A 23,548-nucleotide genomic window follows, 5' to 3' on the forward strand; every position below is an offset into this window, starting at 1 on the left:
GAGTGGTCTTTCTCCACAGTGGCAAAGCGAATTGAGAAACCGCCTTTATTGATGCCGCACCCAAACGCCAATCCCGCCGGTAAAGCTTTGCACTTCACGGGCACCTGGTTTCTGCTTGCACATCCCCCTAAACCCCGCGCCCATCGACATGTGGTATGAGCCTTGCATGACACTTCGCAAACAACATCCGGGGCAAAAGGGGGCCGTGGTATGCAGGCGCGTTACGCGTGGTCGATGGGAGCACTGTGGGGCCTGTGCTGGACGTGGGGCCATTCAGGCATCGCGCATGCAGGCGGTTTGCAGCAGCCTGAATTTCAGCTTGGAGCCGTCACCGCCAGTGGTTCTGCCGCCGCCGCGTCGTCGACGGGCGAGGCCGCCAACCAAGGCTATGTGCCGCGCGCCCAGTTGGAGAATCGCCCCCTGCTGCGGCCGGGCGAATTGCTGGAGAGCGTGCCCGGCCTGATCGTCACGCAGCACAGCGGCGACGGCAAGGCTAACCAATACTTCCTGCGCGGCTTCAACCTCGACCACGGAACGGATCTCGCCACCACGGTGGCCGGCATGCCGGTCAACATGCGCACGCACGCGCACGGCCAGGGCTACACCGATCTGAACTTCGTCATCCCCGAACTGGTCGACGGCATTGCCTACAAGAAAGGCACCAGCTTTGCGGAAGAGGGCGACTTCTCTGCGGCCGGTGCGGTGCGCATGGACTACGTGAGCCATCTGCCGCAGGGCATCGCGCAGCTCGAGCTGGGAGAGCACAACTACCGGCGCGGCCTGCTGGCCAACGCCAGCACGGTCGGCCCCGGCACGCTGCTCTATGGCTTCGAATGGCTGGGCGAGAATGGCCCGTGGACCGTGCCCGAAGGCGTGCACAAGCTCAATGGCGTGCTGCGCTACACCGTGCCGTTGGGCGGCGGCGAGCGCATCAGCGTGACCGGCATGGCCTACAAGAACGCGTGGCAATCCACCGACCAGGTGCCGTTGCGCGCCATCAATGAAGGGCTGATCCCGCGCTTTGGTGCAATCGACCCGAGCGATGGCGGCGCGGCGTCCCGCTACAGCCTCTCGGCCGACTGGCTGCGGCCGCTTGCCGATGGCATGTTCAAGGCCAACGCCTACGTCATCAAGAGCCGGCTGCAGCTGTTCTCCAACTTTACGTACGCGCTTAACAACCCCGAGCAAGGCGACCAGTTCGAGCAGTTCGAGAACCGCGTCACCACGGGCGTGAACGCATCGCGCACGTGGCTGGGCAGCGTTGCCGGGCGTGAGAGCGAAACGGAAGTCGGCTCGCATACGCGCTTCGACCGGCTGGACCCGATTCGCCTGACCAACACGCAGGCGCGGCAACCGTACGCGCTGGTCCGCAGCGACACCGTGAACGAAACCAGCACCGCGCTCTACGTGCGCAACAGCACGCAGTGGCTGCCGTGGCTGCGCACCATCGCCGGTGTGCGGGCCGATCAGTTCTGGTACAGCGTCGCCAGCAGCAACCCGCTCAATTCGGGCAATGGAACGGACCACATCGTGAGCCCCAAGCTGAGCGTCGTGCTGTCGCCCACGGCGCGTACCGATGTGTTCATGAACTGGGGCCGGGGCTATCACAGCAATGACGTGCGCGGCGCGACCACCACCGTTGATCCGGTGAGCGCAGACCCGGTGCAGAAGGTGTCGGTGCTCGTCCCCGCCACCGGCTACGAGGTCGGCGTGCGCACGCGGGCGCTTGCCCCCAACCTGCAGCTTTCCGCGTCGCTCTGGCGCCTGGATATTGGCTCTGAACTCGTCTTCTCCGGCGACACCGGCACCACCGAACCCAGCCGCCCGAGCCGCCGCACGGGCGTGGAACTCGCGGCCTATTACACGCCGCTGCCCGAACTGATCGTCGATGCGGATGCGGCCTTCTCGCGTGCGCGCTTTCGCGACAGCAACCCGGCAGGCGACAGCATTCCCGAGGCCATCCAGACCACCGCATCGGCCGGCGTGTCATGGACGCACGACCGGTGGATGCTTGGCGCACGGCTGCGCTACTTCGGCCCGCGCCCGCTCGTTGAAGACAACAGCGTGCGATCGGCATCGTCGTTCCTGGTCAACCTCAAGCTGGGCTACCGGCTGCAGAAGAACGTGCGCGTGTTCGTCGAGGTGCTCAATGTGCTGAACAAACAAGTGAACGACATCGACTACTACTACGCATCCCTGCTCAAGGGCGAGGCGTCACCGCTGGATGCCAATGACGTGGCAACGGGCATCAATGACCGCCACATTCATCCCGCCGAGCCCCGCACCGTGCGCGCCGGTGTGGTGTGGAATTTCTAGATCGACAAAGATGGCTGCGCCTGCCGTCTCCCCGCGGCACAATCAGCGCTTCAACTTCACCGCCAGGAATCCTCATGAGAAGGCGTTCGACCGTCGGCTTGTTGCGTCACCTGTTCCTTGTTGCTACCACCGTTGCCGCCGTGGCGTTGGCACTGCCCGCATCGGCGCAGCAAATCGTCAGCGATCTCTCGGCACAACCGACCGGCCGCATTCACTTCAACAGCGCCACGCCCAAGAGCAAATGGGAGCTGGTGCATCGCAAGTTCGACAAGACGCCCACGCCTATCTGGGGCACGCTGTATCTGCCCGAGAACCTGCAAGGCCGGGTGCCTGCGATGGTGATTTCGCATGGCTCCGCCGGGCCGCAGCAGAAAGACGTCGACCGGTGGGTGCGGCTCTTCAACCAGATGGGAATGGCCGCGTTCGTGGTGGATTCGTATGGCCCGCGCGGCATTGCCAACACGATGGACAACCAGTCGCAGCTCAACCCCGCCGCCAATGACGCCGATGCGCTGTTCGCGCTCAAGCTGCTGAGCACCGACCCGCGCATCGACCCGAAGCGCATCGGGCAGATTGGTTTTTCGCGCGGCGGCGGTGTGGCACTGGACATGACGCTCGATGCGTTCCGCAAGGGCGTCATCGATGACGACACGCGGTTTGCCGCGCTTATCGGTTTCTACCCCGGGTGCTCGGCGCTCTGGTGGGAGATCCCGCCGCCGCCGCTGTCCGGCGCCCCGCTGATGCTCGCACTGGGCGAGAAGGACGACTACACGCCCGCACAGCTCTGCCGCAACGCGGCGGAGGTCATGCGGCGTGACGGCCAGACCGTCGACGTGCATGTCTACCCCGGCGCGTATCACGACTTCGACAGCACGCGTGCGTACTTCAAGTACTTCCCGGGTGCCACCACGGCGCGCGATTGCCCGCAGACCATGATCGACGTGCAGCACGATGCGTACTACCGGCTGAAGAGCGGCGAGAAATACCCCAACCTGCAGGCCATGGAGGCCGACTACAAGCGCTGCACCGTCCGGGGCGTTTCCACCGGCGCCAACCTGGAGCAAGCCGAACGCGCCGAGGCCGACGTCAAGGCATTCCTGACGAAAGCCATGGCCCTCTCGCCGCGCTGATGTAGGAACCTCTACAAGATTGCAGCGGTTATGACGTGCGCCTATGCTGCCATCATGACCGCCCCCATCGATTCCTGGCTGCTGCTGATCGTCAGCCTGCCCACCGCCCGCGCCACCGCGCGCATGCGCATCTGGCGCGCCATCAAGGCGATCGGCTGTGCGGCGCTGCGCGATGGCGTCTACCTGCTACCCGCCCGTGCCGAGCATGCCGCACAGCTCAACGACCTGGCAGACGAGACGTTGCAGGAAGACGGCCAGGCCTGGGTGCTGCGCGTGCAGGCCGGCGATGCAGCGGAAGACGCGGCCTACCGCGCCCTGTTCGACCGCTCGCCTGACTACGCCGAGTGGCTGGCCGAGTTGTCTGAAGCGCGCAAGACGCTACCCGACCTGCCCGCCGCCGAGCGCAACCGGCTGCTGCGCCGCCATGCCCGCGCCTACGAGGCCATCCGCAAGATCGACTTCTTCTCCAATGAAGCGACCGTGCGTGCCGATGCGCAATGGCGCGACTTTGCGGCGGCGGTCGAAGCCACACACTCGCCGGGCGAACCGCGCGCCGCCGCGGGCAGCATCCCCCGCCGTGACCGCACCCAATACCAGGGCCGCCTGTGGGCCACGCGCCGGCACCTGTGGGTGGACCGTGTTGCCAGCGCCTGGCTCATCCACCGCTTCATCGATCCGCACGCGCGCTTCCTGTGGCTCGACAGCCCGGCCGATTGCCCCGCCGATGCGCTCGGCTTCGACTTTGACGGTGCCGCCTTCACGCATGTTGGCGAACGGGTTTCGTTCGAGGTGCTCGTCGCCAGCTTTGGGCTCGACGACGATGCCGGCCTCGCGCGCCTGGGCGCCATGGTGCATGCGCTCGACGTGGGCGGCGCGGCCACGCCGGAAGCCGGCGGGTTCGAAGCCATCCTGGCAGGGGCCCGCAAGCGCGTGGCGGATGACGATGCCCTGCTCGCAGAAATCGGGAGTGTGCTCGATTCGTTGTATGTGCATTTTTCCGGCAGCCGCAAGCCATGACCGCTGTCGCTCATTGCAGGTAACCCATGAACATTGCCCCTGAACAACCCACCTACACGCTCCGGCAACTGCTCCTGTATTTCCTCCGGCTTGGCGCATTGGGCTTTGGCGGCCCCGTCGCGCTGGCCGGCTACATGCGCCGAGATCTGGTGGACAGCCGCCAGTGGATTACCGAAGCGGACTACAAGGAAGGCCTCGCGCTCGCCCAGCTCGCACCGGGGCCGCTGGCCGCGCAACTGGCCATCTACCTCGGCTATGTGCACTACCGCATCGTTGGCGCCACGCTCGTCGGCATTGCGTTCGTGCTGCCGTCGTTCCTGATGGTGGTGGCGCTGGGGTGGGCCTACACGCGCTTTGGCGGACTTACGTGGATGCAGTCGGTGTTCTACGGCGTGGGCGCGGCGGTGATCGGCATCATCGCCATCAGCGCGCACAAGCTCACCACCAAGAGCGTCGGCAAAGACAAGCTGTTGTGGGCCATCTACCTGCTGCTGGCGGCCGTGACGGTCATCACCGAATCGGAGGTGGCGTGGCTCTTCCTGGCGGCGGGCGTGCTGGTGTGGTTCTGGCGTGCGCCGCCCCGGTGGCTGCGCCAGGGCCGCACGAACGCCATCGCGGCTGCCCCGGTCGCGGCCGCCAGCGGCTGGCTCAGCACGATCGACGCATCGCTGCTGTGGCAGCTCGGCGCGTTCTTCGCCAAGGCCGGTGCATTCGTCTTCGGCTCGGGGCTGGCCATCGTGCCGTTCCTCTACGGCGGCGTGGTCACGGAGCACCACTGGCTCAACGAAAAGCAGTTCGTCGACGCGGTGGCCGTGGCAATGATCACGCCCGGCCCGGTGGTCATCACCGTCGGCTTTATCGGCTACCTGGTGGCGGGCCTGCCCGGTGCGTGCGTGGCGGCGCTCGGCACGTTTCTGCCGTGCTACCTCTTCACCATCCTGCCGGCGCCGTACTTCAAGAAATACGGCAAGCTGCCCTCCATCCTCGCGTTTGTGGATGGCGTGACGGCGGCCGCCGTGGGCGCCATTACCGGCGCGGTGATCGTGCTGGCCAAGCGCTCCATCGTCGATGTCCCGACGGCGCTGCTGGCCGTGGCGACGGTGCTGCTGCTCGTGAAGTTCAAGAAGCTGCCCGAACCGGTGATCGTGGCGGGGGCCGCATTGCTTGGCCTGGCGCTGTATCCGTTGCTGCATCACTGATTCACGGTTCACTCATGCGGGAGGTAGTGCCATGCAATGGATCACACGCGAGCGCCCCAAAATCGACCGCATCGCCTGCCCGTGGCTGATCGCCCGCTTCATCGACGAGACACCCCATTTCCTCTACGTGCCACCGGGCGACGTGCTGCGCGTCGCCCATGACACCGGCGCCATTCCGTATGACGTTCCAGGTGTGGAACTTTCGCACGTGGGCGAGCTGTGCAGCTTCGATGCGTTTCTCAGCAAGTACCGCCTTGGCGATGACCCGGCCCTGCAGCACCTTGCGCAGATCGTGCGCGGCGCGGATACCTCAAGGCTCGACATGACACCGCAGTCCAGCGGGCTGTACGCAATTTCGCTGGGCCTGTCGCATGTCTTTGCCGATGACCTCGCCATGCTCGAACACGGGCTGGTGATGTACGACGCGCTCTATGCGTGGTGCAAACACTGCCAGGCAGAAACGCACAACTGGCCGCCCAAGATGCCTGCATGAACAACGGCGAGGCGCACTCGCTCACGCGGTCCGGAGCGCCCTCGATGCGCAGGGCGCGGTGAAGAAAGAAGAAATAGACCGAGCATGCAGGCGGGCGCGGCCTCCCATGCCAAACGGTTGCCCCCATGCAGTCAGGGAAAACCAGCGCAAACGTTGTTCCCCTTGCCCGGTGCCAACCGGCACAGGCAGCGTTACGATTGGTTTCAAATCGACCAAAATGCGTGCCATGGCCACGACTATCCTTCGGGCACCCCCACCCGAGGAGATAACCATGAAAACAACCTATCGGAACATCCTCCTTACATTGCCCCTACCGTTGCTCATCGCAGCATGCGGCGGCGGGGATGGCGGTACGGATGCCGGCACGGGCACGGTCCATGTCTCGATGACGGACGCGCCGTCCTGCGGTTTTGATCACGTCTATGTCACCGTCAACAAGGTGCGCGTGCACGCCAGCGCCTCTGCGGCCGACTCCGACGCCGGCTGGACCGACATCGCCTTGGCCACGCCTCAGAAGGTGGACTTGCTCTCGCTCACCAACGGCGTGCTGACCGACCTCGGTACGGCACCGTTGCCCGCCGGGCAATATCAGCAATTGCGCCTCGTGCTATCTGCCAATCGGGGCAACACGCTGGCCAATTCCGTGGTGGTGACCGGCTCGTCGACCGAGCAGGCGCTGGCCACCCCCAGCGGCGCACAGAGCGGCTACAAGATCATCCAGCCCTTCACCGTGCAGGCCAACACGCTGGTGGATCTGGTGCTGGATTTCAATGCCTGCAAATCGATCGTGCAGCAGGGCAACGGCGGCTACAGCCTCAAGCCGGTCGTCACCGCAACGCCCACGGTGGTGAGCGGCTCGATCACGGGCTACGTGCCCACCGCACAGGCCGGCGCCACGGTCTATGCCGAGCAGAACGGCCAGGTCATCCGCGGCACGGTGGCAGACGCCACGGGCAAGTTCGTGCTGTCGCCGCTGGTGCAGAGCAGCACCAACGGCGCCTATGACGTGGTGATCGTCGACAACACGCTGCCGACCGGCCATGCCACGGGCATCATCCGCACCGTGCCCGTGACAGCCAGCACCACGACCACGGTCTCCACTACGGGCGCGCCGATCGCGCTGCCGGCCTCCACCACCAATACCGCATCGGGCGCGGCCATCGCATCGGCGCAGGCCACGTTGCGCGCGCTGCAGACGGTCAACTCGGTGTCGTACGAGATCACCTCGGCCAATGCCAACCTTGATACCGGCGCCTACTCGCTGGCGCTGCCCGCAGCCGCGCCGCTGGTGGGCACGTACAGTGCGACGCTGCCGATCGCGCTGTCGGCCGTGTCAGCATCGGCGGGCCAGTACTCAGTGCAGGCCACCAGTGCATCGGGCGCCACGCTGAGCAATCCGGTCAACGTTTCGGCCGGCAGCCAGACCGGCGTCAATTTCAGTTTCTAACCAGGGAGAAAAGGGGCGAAGCCCGCCCCTCACAACACAATGAAGAACATCATCCTCATCCTGTCTTTGGGTGCATCGCTGCTGGGCGGTTGCGTCTACGTGCCGGTCGATGGCCCGGCCGCGCATCCGCAAGGCGGCCCGGGCAACGGCTTCTGCCCGCCGGGGCAGGCGAAGAAGGGCAATTGCTGAGCCTTTGACCTCAGCGCTCGCGCAACAAAAAAGCCGGTCTGCGTGACCGGCTTTTTCTTTGCTGCGTTGCGGTGCTTACTTGCCCTTGCCCGCGTGCTTATGTTGCGTGGATTTGCCATGCTGATGCGCACGGTCTGCCGCCCGGGCCTTGCCCTTATCGCGGTCGAGGCTGTCGTGCCCGTTGGTGTTGGCCATGCCCTGGCTGCTGATATGCGCAGCAGAACCGCCGCCTGCATTGCCCTTGGCTTGCGCAGTCAGCGAGATGGTGCAGAGCGCAGCCATTGCAGCCGCCATCATCCATTGTGCTCGGGTCATTTACGTCTTCCTCCTGGTTTTTGGTTCTACGGATTCTAGGCAGACGCAGATGAGAATGTGCGTTTCAGTGCAACCAATCGTAACCATGACCGCAGGGCACAAAACGACGGAAGACGCCGGCCAGACGAAACCTCAGTTCCACTTGGCACCAATCTCCGCCAACCCCGCCTTCTTCAGATCTTCCGCGCTCATCACGATGCGGAACTCGCAGTCTGCGTTGAACTGCAGGAACCACGGCTCGGCCAACGCGGGAATGTGCGAGGCGGATTCCACATTCACGATGAGCACCGCGCCGCGATGGCCGCTCTGCTCGGTGAAGTAGACCGCCTCGGGCTTGCTTTCGGCCAGCACGCGCGGGATCCGCTCGGCGATGGAGCCGTCGCGCACATAGGTGTTGAAGGGTTCGTGCGGAATCCGCACGTTGACGAGCATGCGCATGATCTGCCTCCTGGATGATGGCCAGGGCAAGCGCCGCGACAAGGCCACCACGGCCACCACGGCCACCACGGCCGCCACGCCCGCGCATGGCCGAACACCACAGGTATAGGACGGCCGGCCTGTTTGCGTTATCAGCCGTCGGTTAGGCGAGATGGCGTAGAGGCGAGGATGAGGGCGTCGCGAGCCAGGCCGCGCCTGCCGCTCACTCCAGCGGCGCCAGCGCCTTCGGCACAACGTATTGCTTGCCGTCGTAGGCAAGGCGGTAGGTGGTGCGTTGCGGCTTGGCGTCGCGCGTTTGGCATTCGCCGGCCTTGTCGACCCTGTTGGTGGATGCGGACTTGGTTTCCGTCACCGCGATGTCGGCGTAGCCGTTGTGCGTGTCCGATGTCATGGTCAGCGTGCGCTTGGTTTGCTCGAACGCGCCGGCGCAGTTGGTATCCCATTCACCGCCGCCGGTTTCCACCGCGACGCCGTTCAACACCGGCTTCAATTGACTGCTCTGAAGGGTGTAAAGCCACAAAGCGGTCTCGCTGAACGGATTGGCCCGCGAGCTGCTCTCCTTGACGATGCGCACGCCAAACGCCGTCTGCCCGGGCGCGACCACATAGCGCGCGGTGTCGAACGTGACGGACCGAATGCGCACCGCATCGTCCGACATGCGCGCGGGCAGGCGCAGACGTTGCCGGATGCTGCCGTTGGCCGTGTCGAGCACGAACAGTTCAAGGTCACCTTCGTTACCTGCGTCAGCATCCTCCTGTTGCATCAGCGGCACCGCCAGGAGCGTGAGTTCCGGGTGCGCGGGCCACGTACGGCACATCACCGCATGCGGGTTGAACGCCTCCGACAACTGGATGCGGGCGCCGTCGACCGTGTAGCCGCTGCCCGTGCGTTTCGCAGCGGGGTACGCCCGCTTGATCGCGCCTTCCACCTGCGCGGTGCAGGCATCTTCAGCAGCGTGGACGGTTTGCGTGCCGAGCAGCAGGCCGGCAATGCACAGCAGATGGGATACGTGGGTGTGTTTCATGTCGATGGCGAATGCGAGCGTGTGCGGGATTGTGCTCGGGAACGCCGCGGCGTGGTGAGCTTTATCCGCACATGGCGGCGTTGCATCCACGCCCCATGCGGCACGGGAAGTCTTTTCCTACCATGGCAACCACCCCCGCCGTAAAAACGATGAGGTATGCAATGGCCCTTCCTACGCTCAACGCCCCGACCCACCTAGCATCCGATCTCGCCACCCGGCGTATGCGCGGCGTCGTCCGTACGCTATCCCTCGCGGTCGCGCTGCTGCTGCCGCTGGCCGCATGGGCCGCTGACCCCATCGACGACGCACTCGAGCAGTGCCTGCAGAGCCCGCGAGGCAGCACCACGGCCGGCATGACCGAATGCACGCACACCGCGTATCAGGCCTACGACCGGCAGATGAACACGTTGTACCAGGCCGTCATGGCCAAATCCGACCCCGTATCACGCGAGGCCATCCGCAACGCACAACGTGCTTGGCTGGCCTATCGAAACGCCCAGAAGGTGGCCGACAACGCGCCGTGGCGCGCAGATGCCGGATCAGTGGCGAGCCCCGATATCGAAGGGCTGAACGTGGAGGCAATCCGGGCGCGCATAGCAGAGCTGGAGTACTACCCGCACTAGCCGGGTGGGAGAGATGCCACTGTGGATAACCTCCCCTCCCCCTGTGAATAACTCCAGGGACAAGCGTGTTGGTTCTCCGGGGTCAGCGTGCAGACAGCACGGGAATAACTTCCCGGCGGGGCGACCGGGCCAGATGCGATCCCCCGCAGTCATCCACGCAACGGCACACACTGTCCGATGGGTTGTACGTTCGGCAAGTCTTTGATGTCAAAGCGCTTTTCGTGCTTATCCACAGGACTTATCCACCGTTATCTACTACTACTATCTGTATACATAAAGAAGTAAACCTATAAACCCTCTGTGGGGCATCAAGGCCGTGGCGGGGTTGTGGGCAAAGCGGCATGCACGTGATGGCGATTGGTGGAGCAACCACCGAGCGCCACCGCCCGATCTCTCACGCAACAGCATCAAGTGCCTCCCAAGTTGTTCCCGATATCGCAGGCTGACCGCCTTGCTGCGGCTCTACATTTCGAATATATTGGAAATATGGAAGAAAACGACGTTATCCGATCTCTCGCCGCGCTGGCCCATGGCCTGCGCCTCCAAGTGTTCCGCATGCTGGTGGTCGCAGGGCCTGCAGGCATGACGCCGGGTGCGATTGCCGAACAGCTCGACGTGCCGGGCGCCACGTTGTCGTTCCACCTCAAGGAACTGACGGCCGCACGCCTGGTAACGCAAGAGCGTGAAGGCCGCAATCTGATCTATCGCGCGGCGTATGACCACATGAACGCCCTGCTGGGCTTCCTGACCGCCAACTGTTGCCAGGGCGAAGCCTGCCTGGAAGCGAACGCCACCGACTGCAAGTGCTGAAGGAGCATCCCATGAAACGATTTCACGTCCATCTCCACGTTGACGACCTGAGCAAGAGCATCGCCTTCTACTCCAAGCTCTTTGCCGCCGAGCCGACGCGCGTGGAAACCGACTACGCCAAGTGGATGCTGGACGACCCGCGCATCAACTTCGCCATCTCGACACGTGGCAGCGCCCCGGGCGTTGACCACCTGGGTTTCCAGGTGGATGAAGCTGCCGAACTGGCCGACCTGAAGGCCCGTGCGGAAGCCGCAGACATGGCGCTATTGGATGAAGGCGAAACCACCTGCTGCTATGCCCGCAGCGACAAGCACTGGATCACCGACCCGCAGGGCATCGCCTGGGAGCACTTCCATTCGCTCGGCAACATCCCGGTCTTCAGCGAGGACAAGAAGGAAGAAGCCGCCCCGGAGGCGTCTGCCTGCTGCGCACCGCGTGCTCCAAAGGGCAAGCCGATCGGCATTGCCGTGAAGTCCGGCTCATCCTGCTGCTAAGGGCGCACGCATGACCACCAACGTCCTCATCCTCTGCACCCACAACTCCGCACGCAGCGTGCTGAGCGAAGGGATGCTCAACCACTGGGCCAAGCAACTCGGCAAAGACGTGCGCGCCTACAGCGCCGGCAGCGCACCCAGTGGCCGCCTCAACCCATTCGCACTCGAAGCCCTAACCAACGCAGGCATCGACACCACTGGCTACCGCAGCAAGAGCTGGGACGAGTTTGTTGCGGACGGCGCCCCGCAGATGCGCATCGTCATTACCGTGTGCGACAGCGCGGCAGCCGAGACCTGCCCCTACTGGCCCGGCAGTCCCGTGAAAGTGCATTGGGGCTATGCCGACCCCTCCAACGCACCCGGCGGTGACGAGGGCAAGCGGCAGGCCTTTGAACTGACACGCCAGGCCATCGGCTATCGCATGCTGCAGTTGCTGGCCCTGCCGCTCGACACCCTCAGCAACGCCGAGCTGCAGGCCGCGCTGGAACGCATTACACAGGCTTGAACACCATGGTCGAACTGCGCAGCCGGCTTACCGCCGAAGCACTGGGTACGGCGCTACTGCTGGCCATCGTGATCGGCTCGGGGATCATGGCCGAGCGCCTGGCGGCCGGAAACGCCGCAATCGCCTTGCTCGCCAACACGGCCGCCACGGTGGGCGGGCTCTACGTTCTGATCGAAACCTTGGGGCCGGTCAGCGGCGCGCACTTCAATCCGGTCGTCAGCGCAGTGATGGCGGCGCGCGGTGAGCTGCCCGCCGCCGCGCTGCTGCCGTACATCGTTGCGCAAATGCTGGGCGCGGTGCTGGGCGCATGGCTGGCGCACGCCATGTTCGACATGACCCTGCTGCAGTTTTCCACCAAGGTGCGCAGCGGCACGGGCCAGTGGATTGCCGAAGCGGTGGCCACCGCCGGCCTGCTGATCGTCATCCTGCGGGCGCCCAACGGACGGGCTGCGTCGATGGTGGCGGCGTACATCGGCGCGGCGTACTGGTTCACGGCGTCCACATCGTTCGCCAACCCGGCGGCCGCGTTCGGGCGCATGTTCAGCAACAGCTTTGCCGGCATCGCGCCCGGCAGCGTGCCGGCGTTTGTGCTGGCCGAATGCGCAGGCGCCGTGCTGGGCGTGCTGCTGCACAACCTGCTTGAGCCGCGCTTTGCCGCCAGCGGCCATCCCAACGTCATCGAATCGTCGGGCGAGCATCCGCCGCAGACGTAACCCCCGAGGCGCCGGCGCCCGCCTCCCCTCTCCTTCACGCTTGCACCCCGCGTGGCGCGCACTACTCTTGACGAGGCTCTGCGTCGCGCCTTTCCCACCGTGTACATCGCAACGCCGCCACTAATGTGCAGGCGCTGGTGATTTCCGATGCGGAGCATTGGTAGTTGGAGGAGCAGATGCCGGTTACGGTGAGTGCGGTTGTTCAGTTTTTGGCGCAGTAGCGGTACTCTCCGCATCCGTTCTGCACTCCGTTCACTATCGTCTGCTGGCGTCCTTCATAACCGGCAAGCCCGCTCCGGGATGGACGCTCTTCATCATGAAATTCTTTGCGCTCATCATCTTGCCGACCGACATCAACCCTCTGGACACGGACTCAGTAGAGGCTGCCGCCGCAGAGATGATGCGTCCCTTCAATATGGGGGAAGACGACACGCCGATCGAAAACGCGCGGTGGGACTACTACTGGTGTTGCACGAAAGAGTGGATGGATCAAAGCCAGTTGAGCTATTCCGCCTATGCAGGCATTCCGGAGGCTCAACCGCTCGTTGTCTTTCCAGTCGATCAACTCACCGCCGAGGGCATCACTTATTCCGTGCTGACGCCAGACGGAGACTGGCACCGCAGCAAGGCAACCTATGAGAAGGAAGATCCCTCTTGGGAGGCCGAGGCATTAAGAATATGCCGCTCATACGGCGGGCATTTTGCTGTGCTGGCGTACTGCCATGGCTGATGTCGGGAGGTTGGTCGACGGTACGCTCCTTACCCGGGAACGGGCGAATTAACCTGTCTTTCAACGCAGCTCAACGAAGGGAGTTTCCAATGCAACCAGTCGTCCGAGTCTCGATTCTTCGGTGTCCGCCAGACAAGTTCGCCGAGATGCGGCAGATGATGAACGACCTCGAAGCCGTGCTCCGGCCCGGCATCGAAGCCATGCGAGGTCTGGTCGCGTTTTATGTGGGCGAGGACGAGGCCACCTCGTCGCTGTCGAACGTGAGCCTGTGGACTGATCTCGATGCGGCCAAGCAACTGGATACGTTTCGGCCGATGCTGGATTCGGCCAAGCCCTTTCTCGACAAGGGCGGCACGTTTGAACGGCCAATCATGAATTACCTGCCGATGTGGGAGTTGAAGCCGGTGGGGAAGGTTTGAGGCTTTGCAAATAGATTGCCCGTTCACACACCGCACACCATGCAGTCAATTGATGAAATGGCCAGGCAGCGCAATGTCTCGATTGCGCGACTGCGAGGACTTGAAGTCGCGACGATTCCTGTGGACTGTTCCAAGCCGGTCGACATCGGGTTCTATGCGAAGGAGAAGATGCGCTTCGTGAATCCGCTGTCATGGCTACCAAAGGCGGAAATCCGCCCCGGGCTTTTTGCGTATGGCAAACAAGCGCCCAATCTTGCGAACGCCGTTGCCGCAGACAGCGAGCTTTGCTCCGCGCTCGACCTCCTTCTGAAACGCTACGCAGGTGCTGTCGAATGGAGCGATGCGGCTCTGCATGCCCGCGTGAACACCTGGGCCGGGACGATCGACGGAGATTCCACAGGCGGTGAGCGCTTCTTGTCCAACCTTGAAACTGCAGCCAAACGCCTTGGCGATATCGCACAAGGGCGTACCCAGGTCGCAGCCAACTTGTCGACGCGAGCGCTTGGGCCAACGTGGTTCCGCAATCGCGCGATGGTTGGTGGATTACTGACGGGGTTTCTTGGTGCCTTCCTGTTTCTGTTCGCCATCGTTGGGCTCGGTGCGCTCCGGCGGATGGCGCATTGAAGCCGCGCGCCCTTGTCACAAGACCTATTCAACGCATCTGTGCTCACATGAACATCACATTGAAGTTGACTGGCTGTCTTGTCCTTCTGACGGCGTGCTCGCATGCAAGCGCGCTTACACCCCTGCGCCTCCCTCCGGAGGTCACAACGTTCATTGAAGAACGGAAAATCTGCGACCACTTTCGTGGCGAACCATTCGAGGGGGACAGCCCGGAACAGGTCGAGCGAAGGGAATATCTGCTCGACAGCTTCGACATCTACTGCGCTGGCACTGACAAGCGTCTTGCCGCATTGAAGCGGCGGTACAAAGACAATCCCGCTGTCATGAGGCGGCTCAGCGAGTTTGAGGAGCGGGTTGAGTGATAGGGCCCGGCCCTGCCGTCCGAAGACTGCGCCGCCTGTTCATCGATAGACATAAGGCGCCTCCGCGCCGGTGAAAGGCCGGGCTTTCCTTGCTTAACGAGGGAGGCGGGCCTGACGACAGGGGTAGCAGACCGGCCTCACAGGAAACCGACAGACCCGAAGGTCTCCCTGCCCGGCTCGCCATAAAAACAATAGACGTGCACAAGCTCCGGACAAAAAAGCCGCGTGGCAGCGGCTATCCGTCCTTTGAGAAAGAGACGGGCTGCTACACCCGGCTGCCATTGCTGCAGCAGCGGGCGAATTGTAGCGATGGGGGGCCCGTTCCAACTTCCGATTCTGTGCGTTGACGTCAGGCCCATTCCAGGGCGCTAGCGCAACAAACGACCGGTCGCGCGCGTTCCACGCAGGCGCATGCAGTGACGGCTTGACATGCATCAATGGCGCATCGCGCCCGTCTTCTACATTGGCAGTGATATCTGCAGCAAATGACACTCAAGGATGGTCATCATGGCAAACGCTCGACGCACCCTTATCGCAACCGTCTCGACCACGCTCGTATGCATGTGGGCTTCTCTGGCGCTCGCTGCGGGCCCATCGAGCAGCCCTGAACATGACCATACCCATCCGGAGAAGAAGGCCGCGGCACCCGCTGCAACGGCTGTGCAGCAAAGCAATGCCGACTTTGATGCCCAAATTGCCCACCTACGCGCGATCAGGGAACGCTTGGCATCCGCCAACACGCCTGAACAACGTCAAGCGTTGATGGACGAGCGCATGAAGGTGATGCAGGACATGATGGCTGGCATGCGGCAGACGGGCGACATGAAGCCAATGAAGGGAAAGAGCCAGGCCAGCCAGATGGCGATGTGTCAGGGGATGATGGAGCGGCACACGGCCATGATGCAGGAAATGATGCAGATGATGATGGATGGCCAAGGCATGGGCATGGGGGGCGGAATGGGCGGCATGATGTCTAAGTAGGTGGATCGCCGAGTCGCGTAGTGCAGCGCTGGCGCAACGCTCACCGTTGACCCTCCCAAATGGGAGGGTTCATCGTTTCTTGAGCATGAGAAAACGCACGATGCTTCCCAAAGTGAGTGCGTCCGGCAGTAGGCGAACTGATAGGAGCCGATGTCCATGGAAGAGCACCGCCACATCCACGCAGCCGAGCACGATCACACTCACTCGCATGATCAGCACGCCGGTCATCGCCTTGAAGCACACGGTGCAGTGCACGAACACGGCCGGGCCGCAACAGCCCCCGCCGAATCCCAAGCAGGCACCATCTACACGTGCCCAATGCATCCTGAAATCCGGCAGGACCGCCCAGGGAATTGCCCGATCTGCGGCATGACGCTGGAGCCCGTCATTCCGGAGTTGGACGAAGAAGAGAACCCGGAACTTATCGACTTCCAGCGCCGCTTTTGGTGGACGCTGCCGCTCACCGTTGCAGCGTTCATCCTCGCGATGTTCGGGCACCGATACGGCTGGATGGATGCTTCGCAGCAAAGCTGGGTCGAGCTGGTCCTGTCGACCCCCGTGGTGCTGTGGGCGGGTTATCCCTTCTTCCGGCGGTGCGCACAGTCGTTCGTGCACCGTAGCCCGAACATGTGGACGCTGATCGGCCTCGGCACGGGCGCCGCGTATCTGTACAGCGTGATCGCCACCGTCGCGCCAGGACTGTTTCCCCAGACGTTCACCGAGCACGGCCGGATCGGCGTCTACTTCGAGGCGGCGGCGGTCATCATCTCTCTCACGCTGGTGGGCCAACTGTTGGAGCTGAAGGCGCGATCGCAAACTTCTGCCGCCATCAAATCACTGCTGGGTCTGGCCCCCAAGACGGCCCGGCGCGTCAACGCGGACGGCACCGAAGCCGATATACCACTGAGCCATGTGCACGTTGGTGACCGGCTGCGCGTGCGGCCGGGCGAGAAGGTGCCCACCGACGGTATCGTGGTCGAAGGCACCAGCTCGCTTGACGAATCCATGATTACCGGTGAGCCGATCCCCGTGACCAAGCGGGTGGGTGACCACGTGATTGGCGCGACGATGAACACAGCAGGCAGCCTGATCATCGAATCTGAGAAAGTCGGTTCCCAAACCGTTCTCTCGCAGATCGTCCAGATGGTTGCCCAGGCTCAGCGCTCCAAGGCGCCCATGCAGCGCATGGCGGACAAGGTCGCGGGCGGTTTCGTTGTCGCTGTGGTGGCCGTTGCCGTGCTGACCTTCTTCGCCTGGGGCTTCTTTGGGCCGCAGCCAAGCTGGGTGTACGGGCTGATCAACGCGGTCGCCGTGCTGATCATCGCCTGTCCATGTGCGCTGGGTCTTGCCACACCGATGTCGATCATGGTGGCGAGCGGCAAGGGCGCATCGAACGGTATCTTGTTTCGCGATGCCGCCGCCATCGAGAACCTGCGCAAGGTTGACACCCTCGTGGTCGACAAGACCGGAACGCTCACCGAAGGCAAGCCTGCTTTTGAACGCACTGTGGGCGCCAACGGTTTTGATGACGTGGAAGTGCTGCGCTTGGCGGCCAGTCTGGATCAAGGCAGCGAACACCCATTGGCTGCGGCCATTGTGGAGGCCGCCAGAGCGCGCGGGCTGTCTTTGTACAAGGCGGATAACTTCGAATCCAGCAGCGGCATCGGCGTACGCGGCGCTGTCGCCGGCAAGAAGCTGGCGCTGGGTAATAAGGTGTTGATGGAACAAGAACACATCGATGCAGCTCCGCTGGCTCATGCCGCAGACGCGCTACGCGCGCGAGGCGCGAGCGTGATGTACCTGGCCGCAGACGGCAGGCTTGCCGGTCTGCTTGCCGTGTCAGATCCCGTTAAATCGACAACGGCGGAAGCGTTGGCGCAATTGAAGGACGCAGGCATTCGTGTGGTGATGGCCACCGGCGACGGCACGGTCACGGCAAGAGCCGTCGCTGAGTCGCTGGGCATCGCCGAGTTTCATGGAGAAGTCAGGCCCGCGGATAAATTGGCGCTTGTGACGAAGCTTCAAAGCGAGGGCCGGACAGTCGCCATGGCAGGCGACGGGATCAACGATGCGCCCGCGTTGGCAAAGGCCGATGTCGGTGTTGCCATGGGCACAGGCACGGATGTCGCCATGAATAGCGCGCAGGTCACGCTTGTGAAAGGGGACCTGCGCGGCATCGCACGCGCTCGGAACCTGTCCGAGGCAACGATCGCCAACATGAAGCAAAACCTTGGGTTTGCGTTTGTCTACAACGCCCTGGGCGTGCCGCTTGCCGCTGGTGTTCTCTACAGCGCAACCGGGTTGCTGCTGTCACCCATGATCGCAGCGCTGGCGATGAGCCTGAGTTCAGTTTCGGTGGTATCGAATGCTCTGCGTCTGCGCCGGCTAAACATCTGACCCGGCAGCAGTTTCCACGCTGCCGCGCCAAGCCGGCGGTTCAATTCTCTGGCGGAAGCTTTGCGCTCAGCCAAGCAAAAAACGTTGCCGCAACAAACGCCCAGACCCCAAGGATGACATCGGCATAGGCCGTGCTCCCGAGCGTTGCTTTTCCGCTTTGCAGTGTGTGGAAGTCGATGCCATGGAACAGCGCCGTCATGAACTGCATGAACGGCTCTGGAAATGCGTACCAGACCATCGCACACAGTGCATAGAACAGCATCACCGTAAAGGCGAACGTGGCTCCAGTTCTGAGCGGCTTCATGGCAGCCTCCTGATTCAGCATCGGTACATCAGAGCTTCCTGTGCACCTTGTCGTTGCGGGCACCTTCGCCAAAGCGGGGAAAGAACGCGGGTGTCTGGTCCCGATAAGTTTCATATTCGCGCCCGAACTCGGCCAGGGCTTGGGCTTCTTCTGCCTTTGCCAGGCGCACATACATCCATACAAGGATCGGGAACATGCCCAGTGTCAGCAGGGTGGGCCACTGGAACAAAAAGCCGGCCATGATGAGGATGAACGCCACATACTGAGGGTGCCGCAACCGGGCGTAGATGCCCGTGGTCGCAAGCCGGTGAGCGCTTTGCGCAACGTAGAGCACGCGCCATGCCGCCGCGAGCAGGATGAAGCCGCCAAAGATCAGCACGTTGCTCACGATATGGAACAGGCCAAAGTGGGGGTTGGCCCGCCAGCCAAACATGACTTCCAGCAGATGCCCTGAGTCATGCGAAAGAAAGTCGACACCAGGAAACTTTGCTGTGAGCCATGGATACAGCAGATAAATCGTCAGCGGTATCCCATACATTTCGGTGAACAGCGCAACGATGAACGCCGAGAACGCACCGAACGAACGCCAGTCCCGCGAGGTTTGAGGCTTCGTAAAGCTGAAGGCAAAGATGATGAAGACGGCGGAGTTGATGAACACCAGTGACCACAGGCCGTACCCAAATGTGCTGTCGTGTTGCATCACTGTTCTCCCGGGGCGTCGGCGCGGTCAGCGTTGGCGGGTGGGTGCCCGTGATGCCGATGGCCATGACCACCATGCATGAACACATGCATCAAAGGACATGCCGCAAGCAGCAGAAACGGCAGGAACTGGATCACGTGCGCCTGATGCTCGGTCCATAGGAAGTACGCAACAACCAGCAGAAAGCCGATCAGTACAAGCTTCGAGCGCGTGATGGCTGGCGCAGTGTCGTCACGTTGCTGCCCAGGTTCATGGTTCTCCATATCCGCCTCCGGCCACAGCAATGGACTCACCAAGCTACGTCTTCAGTATTGGCGGGGTTCAGAAACAGGAATTGACCGCGATCAACACGGCAGCCGATGACGTGTTCCCATGCGATATGACATTCACCGAGCCTCTTCTTGATCGGGCGGTAACTGCCGTATCCGATCAGTCGCTGGCGTCTCCATCCGCGAGAGAGGCCAGGGCGGATATGAAGCCGCCGCATCGGGATAGCCGTGGTTTCGTTGTCCTGATTTAGAGACCGCAAGGCGAGGAGCCTGGCGCTTTCCATTGGCCACAGCCGACTTCACTACGCCCGATCCGCTCCGGCATTCCCGCCCGTCACGGGAATGCGTCAATCTGTTTTTATTGGCTGTAGCCCCGCCGCTCTATGGCGGCTAACACGTCCCACGTCTGCGGATCGACATCGCGCCCTCCGAGCGACATCGAAACGTACGCATCAATCGCATCCATAAAGCCCTTGATAAACGCCGGCGGGAACGCGTGTGTGGAAAGGTGCTGAAGCTCCTCACGCAGCATGCCCGGTCGGCATTGGCCGTGGGTGCGCATGGCGGTGCGGGTGCGCCTGAGATACGCCTGCGCTGCGATTGCACCGTTCAGGTAGGTGCGGTTTTTTGTAAGCGTGCCTGCGTCGGACGACGTGGGCGTTGGGCTCGGTGGTGGTGCTGGTGGAGATGGGTAAGACGCGGGGCGGTGCCCGCTTTTGACAGATGGCATGTCGGCCTCTCTAAGTTGCATCGGAGGCTCGCAATCTCGTTGCTACACGGGGTGGCGGGCCTGACGGCGGGGGTAGCAAACCGGCCCTTAGAGAACGACCGGCAGACCCGAAGGTCTCCCCGCCCGGCCCGCCATGAAAAACACAAGCGAACGAAGGCGGACCGTCGCTGGCGCGACAGTCTCTCTAAGGATGCTATGCGGGTTGCTACGCCCGGCTGCCGTTGGTGCGGCGGCGGGGGAATTATAGCGATGGGGGGTGCGCACCGGATTCTGATTTTCGTACGCCGACCTCTGAGCTTTGGCAGCCGAGCAAAAAGCCTCACACGTCGAGCTCCGAGCTCGGGCAGCCGAGCAAAAAGCCTCACACGTCGAGCTCCGAGCTCGGGCAGCCGAGCAAAAAGCCTCACACGCCGAGCTCCGAGCTCGGACGGCCGAGCAAAAAGCCTCACGCGTCGAGCTCCGAGCTCGGGCCGCCGAGCAAAAAGCCCCGCACGTCGAGCTCAGAGCTCGGACGGCCGAGCAAAAAGCCTCGCACGCCGAGCTCTGAGCTCGGACAGTCGAGCAAAAAGCTCCACGCGTCGAGCTCTGAGCTCGGACCGTCGAGAACGCCTCTCGATGTGTCGAGTTGTGAAGGCCGCATCAGATCATTCTGATTCTTCGTCCAAAACTGCCTCCTGGCATTGCGGACCGGCGCCGTAGCGGCCAATCTCCCGCCCTCGTGCCCTTGATGGCACGGCACAGCCAATCGACTTGCGAGGAGTGAAATGCCGCAGAACTTGATTTCGTATCAGCTCACTTCAGCTGACTTGGCCGCCGTCGACGGCGCGCTGAAGACGCTGGAAGACCGGCTTGCCAGCCTGATCGACCTCACCCCGGTGCAGCGCCGAACGCTGGTGAAGATGGGCGACAAGTCCGAAGCCTTCGCACGCAAGGCCGTGGAGGTGCTGAACAACAACCCCAACGTTCTGCCCGGCAATTTCGACCTCGCCGAACTGCGCCGCGATCTGGCGGGCTTCGATCAGCTACGCAGTCGCCTCATGCGCGTGGCACGCATCCACGAACGCATGGCGGATTCGCAGCTGGCGCTGGGCAGCGATGTGATGAGCGCCACGTTGGAGGGGTACGCGTTCCTCAAGGTGGCGGGTCAGGGAGAAGGGTTGGACGCGGCGCGCAAGGCGCTGGCGGTGCGGTTTAGTCGGGGAGCAAAGCGAAAGGACGACGAAGCTGGCAGAGCTGATGAAAGATCGTCGGATGAGGAGCAGCAGGCGGAATTATCGTAGACGTGCTTGGGTGATGCGGAGGGGCTTGGTACGAGTCCGATGTGAAGAAAGTCCGCTGAATTGGAATAACACATCTTCCAATAAATACGAAACAAATCTCAATCATTAAACTACGCTTTAAGACCTAGCATTCTCGGAGATATCTTGGGAAAGATATTTCCAATCAACTGAATGCGAGGAAACTATGTGGGACAGTAATGCAGCGGCCAATCACGTTCGACAGCATGCACAAAGCCAAAGCACTGGGAACTGTGCAAAGTATGTTCGAAAGGCGATTGAAGCAGGAGGAGTCAGTGTGACCCCAACACGTTCGGCAAAGGACTATGGGTTTCCCTTGCGTCAGGCCGGGTTCATCGAACTGGACGACGCTTCGTCGCCTCGTCGAGGAGATGTGATCGTGATCCAACCCATCCCCGGGCACCCCCACGGCCATATGGCCATGTTTGACGGATCAAGCTGGGTATCAGACTTTGTCCAGAACAATGGGTTTTATCCCGGCCAAGCGTATCGAACGCAAAAGCCGCCGTACAAGCTGTATCGACGTCATTGAGGCAAGCATGAAAAAAACACTGTCATTTTGGCTTGCCGGTTTTCTAATGGCATTCTCGTGCGCGTCCTATGCTGACGCGCTGACTTCTCTTGGTCTGCAAGCGAAACAGTTCTATGTCTGGTACATCAACAAGCAGGTGAACCAAGTGTTCCCGCTTCTAGATCGCGAGATCGATCGCTACGTTGACGCGTCTACGGTTGAGAGCCTGCGCAGAGACTACAGGCGAGACCAACTTCCTGGCGGTGCGGACTACTTTCTGAAGGCGCAGGATTACGACGAACGTGATTGGCTCGCTCATATCAAGCCAGGCCGGCCGCTCACGTTCAGCGAGGCTGTTGTCGTGCCTGTGAGTTTTGGCTCGCGTAGCGAGGTCACCGTTCTCGTGTTTTTCACCAAACGACATGATGGTTGGAAGATCATCAAGGTCGATGACATGCTGCCCTATTCGTCACCGGGTAACTGACAAAGGGAGCCGCCTCGTGCGGCTCTTTTGATTTAGGAGCGAAGTCATGACGCAAGACCAGTTCACTTACCGGGTGACGTGGTACCCCGAAGATGGGGAACACGTTGGCCTCTGCGCAGAATTTCCGTCGCTATCGTGGCTCGCTGCCACGCCGGAGGGTGCACTCGCCGGTATCCGGAGGATTGTTGCAGAAGCGGTGGGCGACATGGAGGCGAATGGCGAGAAAGTCCTCCCAGCCAACTTAGATTGGCTAACTTGAGCGGATAGTCGTTTGGAAAGACCGTCGCCCGGCCCTATCATCTGGTGTCCATTCTCAAGATTACGTTGGTGTCATGAGCAAATTGCTATGCACGTGTGGCAACACCATTCGGGATAACACGTCGTCTCTACCGTACAAGGCCGCTTTCCTAAAGGACGTAGATTGCGAGCCGTTCTCCGACTGGTTCGTCGGCGAAATTCAGAGCTATGTGACGGCAGTCGAACAAGGGGAGGTGCACCGCTGGCTGCTCGATCGGGGCTACTCCGAGGAGTACATAGCTCTCGGACTGGACCATGGCAATCTGCTCCATGACCACATCCATGGACAGTTCATAGCGTTGAGACGGACGGCGTATGAATGCACTGCTTGCGGGCGGCTGCATATGGAAACGGCAAAAGACAACTCGTTCGTCACATATACGCCGGGCTCGGCGGGCAAAAAAGGCGTGTTCGCTACAAAGTCAGAAGAGTGAACATTCAGAGCAAAAGCCCAGTCACTTTTAGGGCGTCTGTTTTAGCAGCGCGCTTGTCGTTGTGTTGTTGATTAGTGCGAGCGCGCGAGTGGAACCGGGCAACGTCACAACACGGCACTTCTTCCATTCTCCCAACATCTGACAGAGGCGCGGGGTTGGACCTACAACACCTCGCTGCCCCGTCAAGCGCCTCGCATGTAGCAAGCCGGTTTTTACACGGCGTTTACACCCCTCCCCCCAACCTTTACCCCGTTTTTACCCCCCTTTCCCTACTGTTGCACTGCACGCAGGCCCT

General features: G+C 62.2%; 28 protein-coding genes and 1 pseudogene. 22 read left to right on the plus strand and 7 right to left on the minus strand.

The window, feature by feature from the left end:
- Positions 1-234: 234 nt before the first annotated feature.
- The 7 genes from ABIC76_RS09025 to ABIC76_RS09055 all read left to right on the plus strand — a co-directional run bounded on the left by ABIC76_RS09025 (position 235) and on the right by ABIC76_RS09055 (position 7,791).
- The gene (locus tag ABIC76_RS09025) at positions 235-2,316 is read left to right on the plus strand and encodes a TonB-dependent receptor (RefSeq protein ID WP_354534204.1); all 2,082 of its coding nucleotides are present in this window, start codon (positions 235-237) and stop codon (positions 2,314-2,316) included.
- Positions 2,317-2,390: 74 nt separating this feature from the next.
- Positions 2,391-3,446, plus strand: coding sequence for a dienelactone hydrolase family protein (locus ABIC76_RS09030; RefSeq protein ID WP_354533737.1), 1,056 nt, complete (start codon positions 2,391-2,393; stop codon positions 3,444-3,446).
- A 54-nt stretch (positions 3,447-3,500) separates the two neighbouring features.
- Entirely contained in the window at positions 3,501-4,463 is a 963-nt protein-coding gene (locus ABIC76_RS09035; protein WP_354533738.1) for a chromate resistance protein ChrB domain-containing protein, read from the plus strand.
- A 26-nt stretch (positions 4,464-4,489) separates the two neighbouring features.
- Entirely contained in the window at positions 4,490-5,662 is a 1,173-nt protein-coding gene (locus ABIC76_RS09040) for a chromate transporter (RefSeq protein ID WP_354533739.1), read from the plus strand.
- Between the two features lie 31 nt (positions 5,663-5,693).
- The gene (locus ABIC76_RS09045) at positions 5,694-6,155 is read left to right on the plus strand and encodes a chromate resistance protein ChrB domain-containing protein (RefSeq protein ID WP_354533740.1); all 462 of its coding nucleotides are present in this window, start codon (positions 5,694-5,696) and stop codon (positions 6,153-6,155) included.
- Positions 6,156-6,426: 271 nt separating this feature from the next.
- Complete coding sequence (locus ABIC76_RS09050) at positions 6,427-7,602, plus strand: DUF4382 domain-containing protein (protein WP_354533741.1); 1,176 nt, start codon at positions 6,427-6,429, stop codon at positions 7,600-7,602.
- A 39-nt stretch (positions 7,603-7,641) separates the two neighbouring features.
- Positions 7,642-7,791: a hypothetical protein gene (locus tag ABIC76_RS09055; RefSeq protein ID WP_354533742.1), complete on the plus strand. Its 150-nt coding sequence runs from the start codon at positions 7,642-7,644 to the stop codon at positions 7,789-7,791.
- Between the two features lie 75 nt (positions 7,792-7,866).
- Here the strand turns inward: ABIC76_RS09055 and ABIC76_RS09060 are convergent, their stop codons facing one another.
- The 3 genes from ABIC76_RS09060 to ABIC76_RS09070 all read right to left on the minus strand — a co-directional run bounded on the left by ABIC76_RS09060 (position 7,867) and on the right by ABIC76_RS09070 (position 9,568).
- A complete protein-coding gene (locus ABIC76_RS09060) occupies positions 7,867-8,106 on the minus strand; it encodes a hypothetical protein (RefSeq protein WP_502947850.1) in 240 nt (79 codons plus the stop codon).
- A gap of 132 nt (positions 8,107-8,238) precedes the next feature.
- Positions 8,239-8,544 carry a panthothenate synthetase gene (locus ABIC76_RS09065; RefSeq protein WP_354533743.1) on the minus strand — a complete coding sequence of 102 codons (306 nt, stop codon included), beginning with the start codon at positions 8,542-8,544 and terminating at the stop codon, positions 8,239-8,241.
- Positions 8,545-8,746: 202 nt separating this feature from the next.
- Positions 8,747-9,568, minus strand: a complete 822-nt coding sequence (locus ABIC76_RS09070; RefSeq protein ID WP_354533744.1) for a PA3715 family protein — start codon at positions 9,566-9,568, stop codon at positions 8,747-8,749.
- Positions 9,569-9,729: 161 nt separating this feature from the next.
- Between ABIC76_RS09070 and ABIC76_RS09075 the strand changes: the two genes are divergently transcribed.
- The 11 genes from ABIC76_RS09075 (at position 9,730) to ABIC76_RS09125 (ending at position 18,226) form a co-directional block, all read left to right on the plus strand.
- Positions 9,730-10,191, plus strand: coding sequence for a lysozyme inhibitor LprI family protein (locus tag ABIC76_RS09075; RefSeq protein ID WP_354533745.1), 462 nt, complete (start codon positions 9,730-9,732; stop codon positions 10,189-10,191).
- 486 nt (positions 10,192-10,677) lie between these two features.
- The gene (locus ABIC76_RS09080) at positions 10,678-11,001 is read left to right on the plus strand and encodes an ArsR/SmtB family transcription factor (protein WP_354533746.1); all 324 of its coding nucleotides are present in this window, start codon (positions 10,678-10,680) and stop codon (positions 10,999-11,001) included.
- An 11-nt stretch (positions 11,002-11,012) separates the two neighbouring features.
- On the plus strand, positions 11,013-11,495 hold the full coding sequence (locus tag ABIC76_RS09085; RefSeq protein ID WP_102064057.1) for an ArsI/CadI family heavy metal resistance metalloenzyme: 483 nt from the start codon (positions 11,013-11,015) through the stop codon (positions 11,493-11,495).
- 10 nt (positions 11,496-11,505) lie between these two features.
- Positions 11,506-12,000, plus strand: coding sequence for an arsenate reductase ArsC (locus ABIC76_RS09090; RefSeq protein ID WP_354533747.1), 495 nt, complete (start codon positions 11,506-11,508; stop codon positions 11,998-12,000).
- A gap of 5 nt (positions 12,001-12,005) precedes the next feature.
- Positions 12,006-12,713 (plus strand): aquaporin, encoded by a 708-nt coding sequence (locus tag ABIC76_RS09095; protein WP_354533748.1) that lies wholly within the window; start codon positions 12,006-12,008, stop codon positions 12,711-12,713.
- A gap of 316 nt (positions 12,714-13,029) precedes the next feature.
- Positions 13,030-13,443, plus strand: a complete 414-nt coding sequence (locus ABIC76_RS09100; RefSeq protein ID WP_354533749.1) for a hypothetical protein — start codon at positions 13,030-13,032, stop codon at positions 13,441-13,443.
- Between the two features lie 155 nt (positions 13,444-13,598).
- Positions 13,599-13,862 (plus strand): hypothetical protein, encoded by a 264-nt coding sequence (locus ABIC76_RS09105; protein WP_354533750.1) that lies wholly within the window; start codon positions 13,599-13,601, stop codon positions 13,860-13,862.
- Positions 13,863-13,901: 39 nt separating this feature from the next.
- A complete protein-coding gene (locus ABIC76_RS09110) occupies positions 13,902-14,486 on the plus strand; it encodes a hypothetical protein (protein ID WP_354533751.1) in 585 nt (194 codons plus the stop codon).
- Between the two features lie 47 nt (positions 14,487-14,533).
- Positions 14,534-14,848, plus strand: coding sequence for a hypothetical protein (locus ABIC76_RS09115; RefSeq protein WP_147215590.1), 315 nt, complete (start codon positions 14,534-14,536; stop codon positions 14,846-14,848).
- Positions 14,849-15,355: 507 nt separating this feature from the next.
- Positions 15,356-15,829 (plus strand): hypothetical protein, encoded by a 474-nt coding sequence (locus ABIC76_RS09120; protein ID WP_354533752.1) that lies wholly within the window; start codon positions 15,356-15,358, stop codon positions 15,827-15,829.
- Between the two features lie 156 nt (positions 15,830-15,985).
- Positions 15,986-18,226, plus strand: a complete 2,241-nt coding sequence (locus ABIC76_RS09125) for a copper-transporting P-type ATPase (RefSeq protein WP_502947856.1) — start codon at positions 15,986-15,988, stop codon at positions 18,224-18,226.
- Between the two features lie 40 nt (positions 18,227-18,266).
- Here ABIC76_RS09125 and ABIC76_RS09130 read toward each other — a convergent pair whose 3' ends face one another.
- The 4 genes from ABIC76_RS09130 to ABIC76_RS09145 form a co-directional block, all read right to left on the minus strand.
- Entirely contained in the window at positions 18,267-18,530 is a 264-nt protein-coding gene (locus tag ABIC76_RS09130; protein WP_316889080.1) for a DUF5676 family membrane protein, read from the minus strand.
- Positions 18,531-18,558: 28 nt separating this feature from the next.
- Positions 18,559-19,230, minus strand: coding sequence for a methyltransferase family protein (locus ABIC76_RS09135; RefSeq protein ID WP_316889078.1), 672 nt, complete (start codon positions 19,228-19,230; stop codon positions 18,559-18,561).
- On the minus strand, positions 19,230-19,493 hold the full coding sequence (locus tag ABIC76_RS09140) for a DUF2933 domain-containing protein (protein WP_354533753.1): 264 nt from the start codon (positions 19,491-19,493) through the stop codon (positions 19,230-19,232). The genes ABIC76_RS09135 and ABIC76_RS09140 overlap by 1 nt, the downstream gene beginning before the upstream one ends.
- 364 nt (positions 19,494-19,857) lie before the next feature.
- Positions 19,858-20,229, minus strand: coding sequence for a hypothetical protein (locus ABIC76_RS09145; RefSeq protein WP_354533754.1), 372 nt, complete (start codon positions 20,227-20,229; stop codon positions 19,858-19,860).
- A 764-nt stretch (positions 20,230-20,993) separates the two neighbouring features.
- On the opposite strand from ABIC76_RS09145, the gene ABIC76_RS09150 reads away from it, so the two are divergent.
- The 4 genes and pseudogenes from ABIC76_RS09150 to ABIC76_RS09165 all read left to right on the plus strand — a co-directional run bounded on the left by ABIC76_RS09150 (position 20,994) and on the right by ABIC76_RS09165 (position 23,253).
- On the plus strand, positions 20,994-21,509 hold the full coding sequence (locus ABIC76_RS09150; RefSeq protein ID WP_102064069.1) for a hypothetical protein: 516 nt from the start codon (positions 20,994-20,996) through the stop codon (positions 21,507-21,509).
- A gap of 557 nt (positions 21,510-22,066) precedes the next feature.
- Complete coding sequence (locus ABIC76_RS09155; protein ID WP_354533755.1) at positions 22,067-22,522, plus strand: YqhG/Tai3 family protein; 456 nt, start codon at positions 22,067-22,069, stop codon at positions 22,520-22,522.
- A gap of 46 nt (positions 22,523-22,568) precedes the next feature.
- A pseudogene (locus tag ABIC76_RS09160) lies at positions 22,569-22,751 on the plus strand (toxin-antitoxin system HicB family antitoxin); the annotation flags it as partial.
- Positions 22,752-22,854: 103 nt separating this feature from the next.
- Entirely contained in the window at positions 22,855-23,253 is a 399-nt protein-coding gene (locus tag ABIC76_RS09165; RefSeq protein ID WP_147216765.1) for a DUF8617 domain-containing protein, read from the plus strand.
- Positions 23,254-23,548: the final 295 nt, after the last annotated feature.

The organism is Ralstonia sp. 1138 (assembly GCF_040544795.1).
Lineage (GTDB): Bacteria > Pseudomonadota > Gammaproteobacteria > Burkholderiales > Burkholderiaceae > Ralstonia > Ralstonia flatus.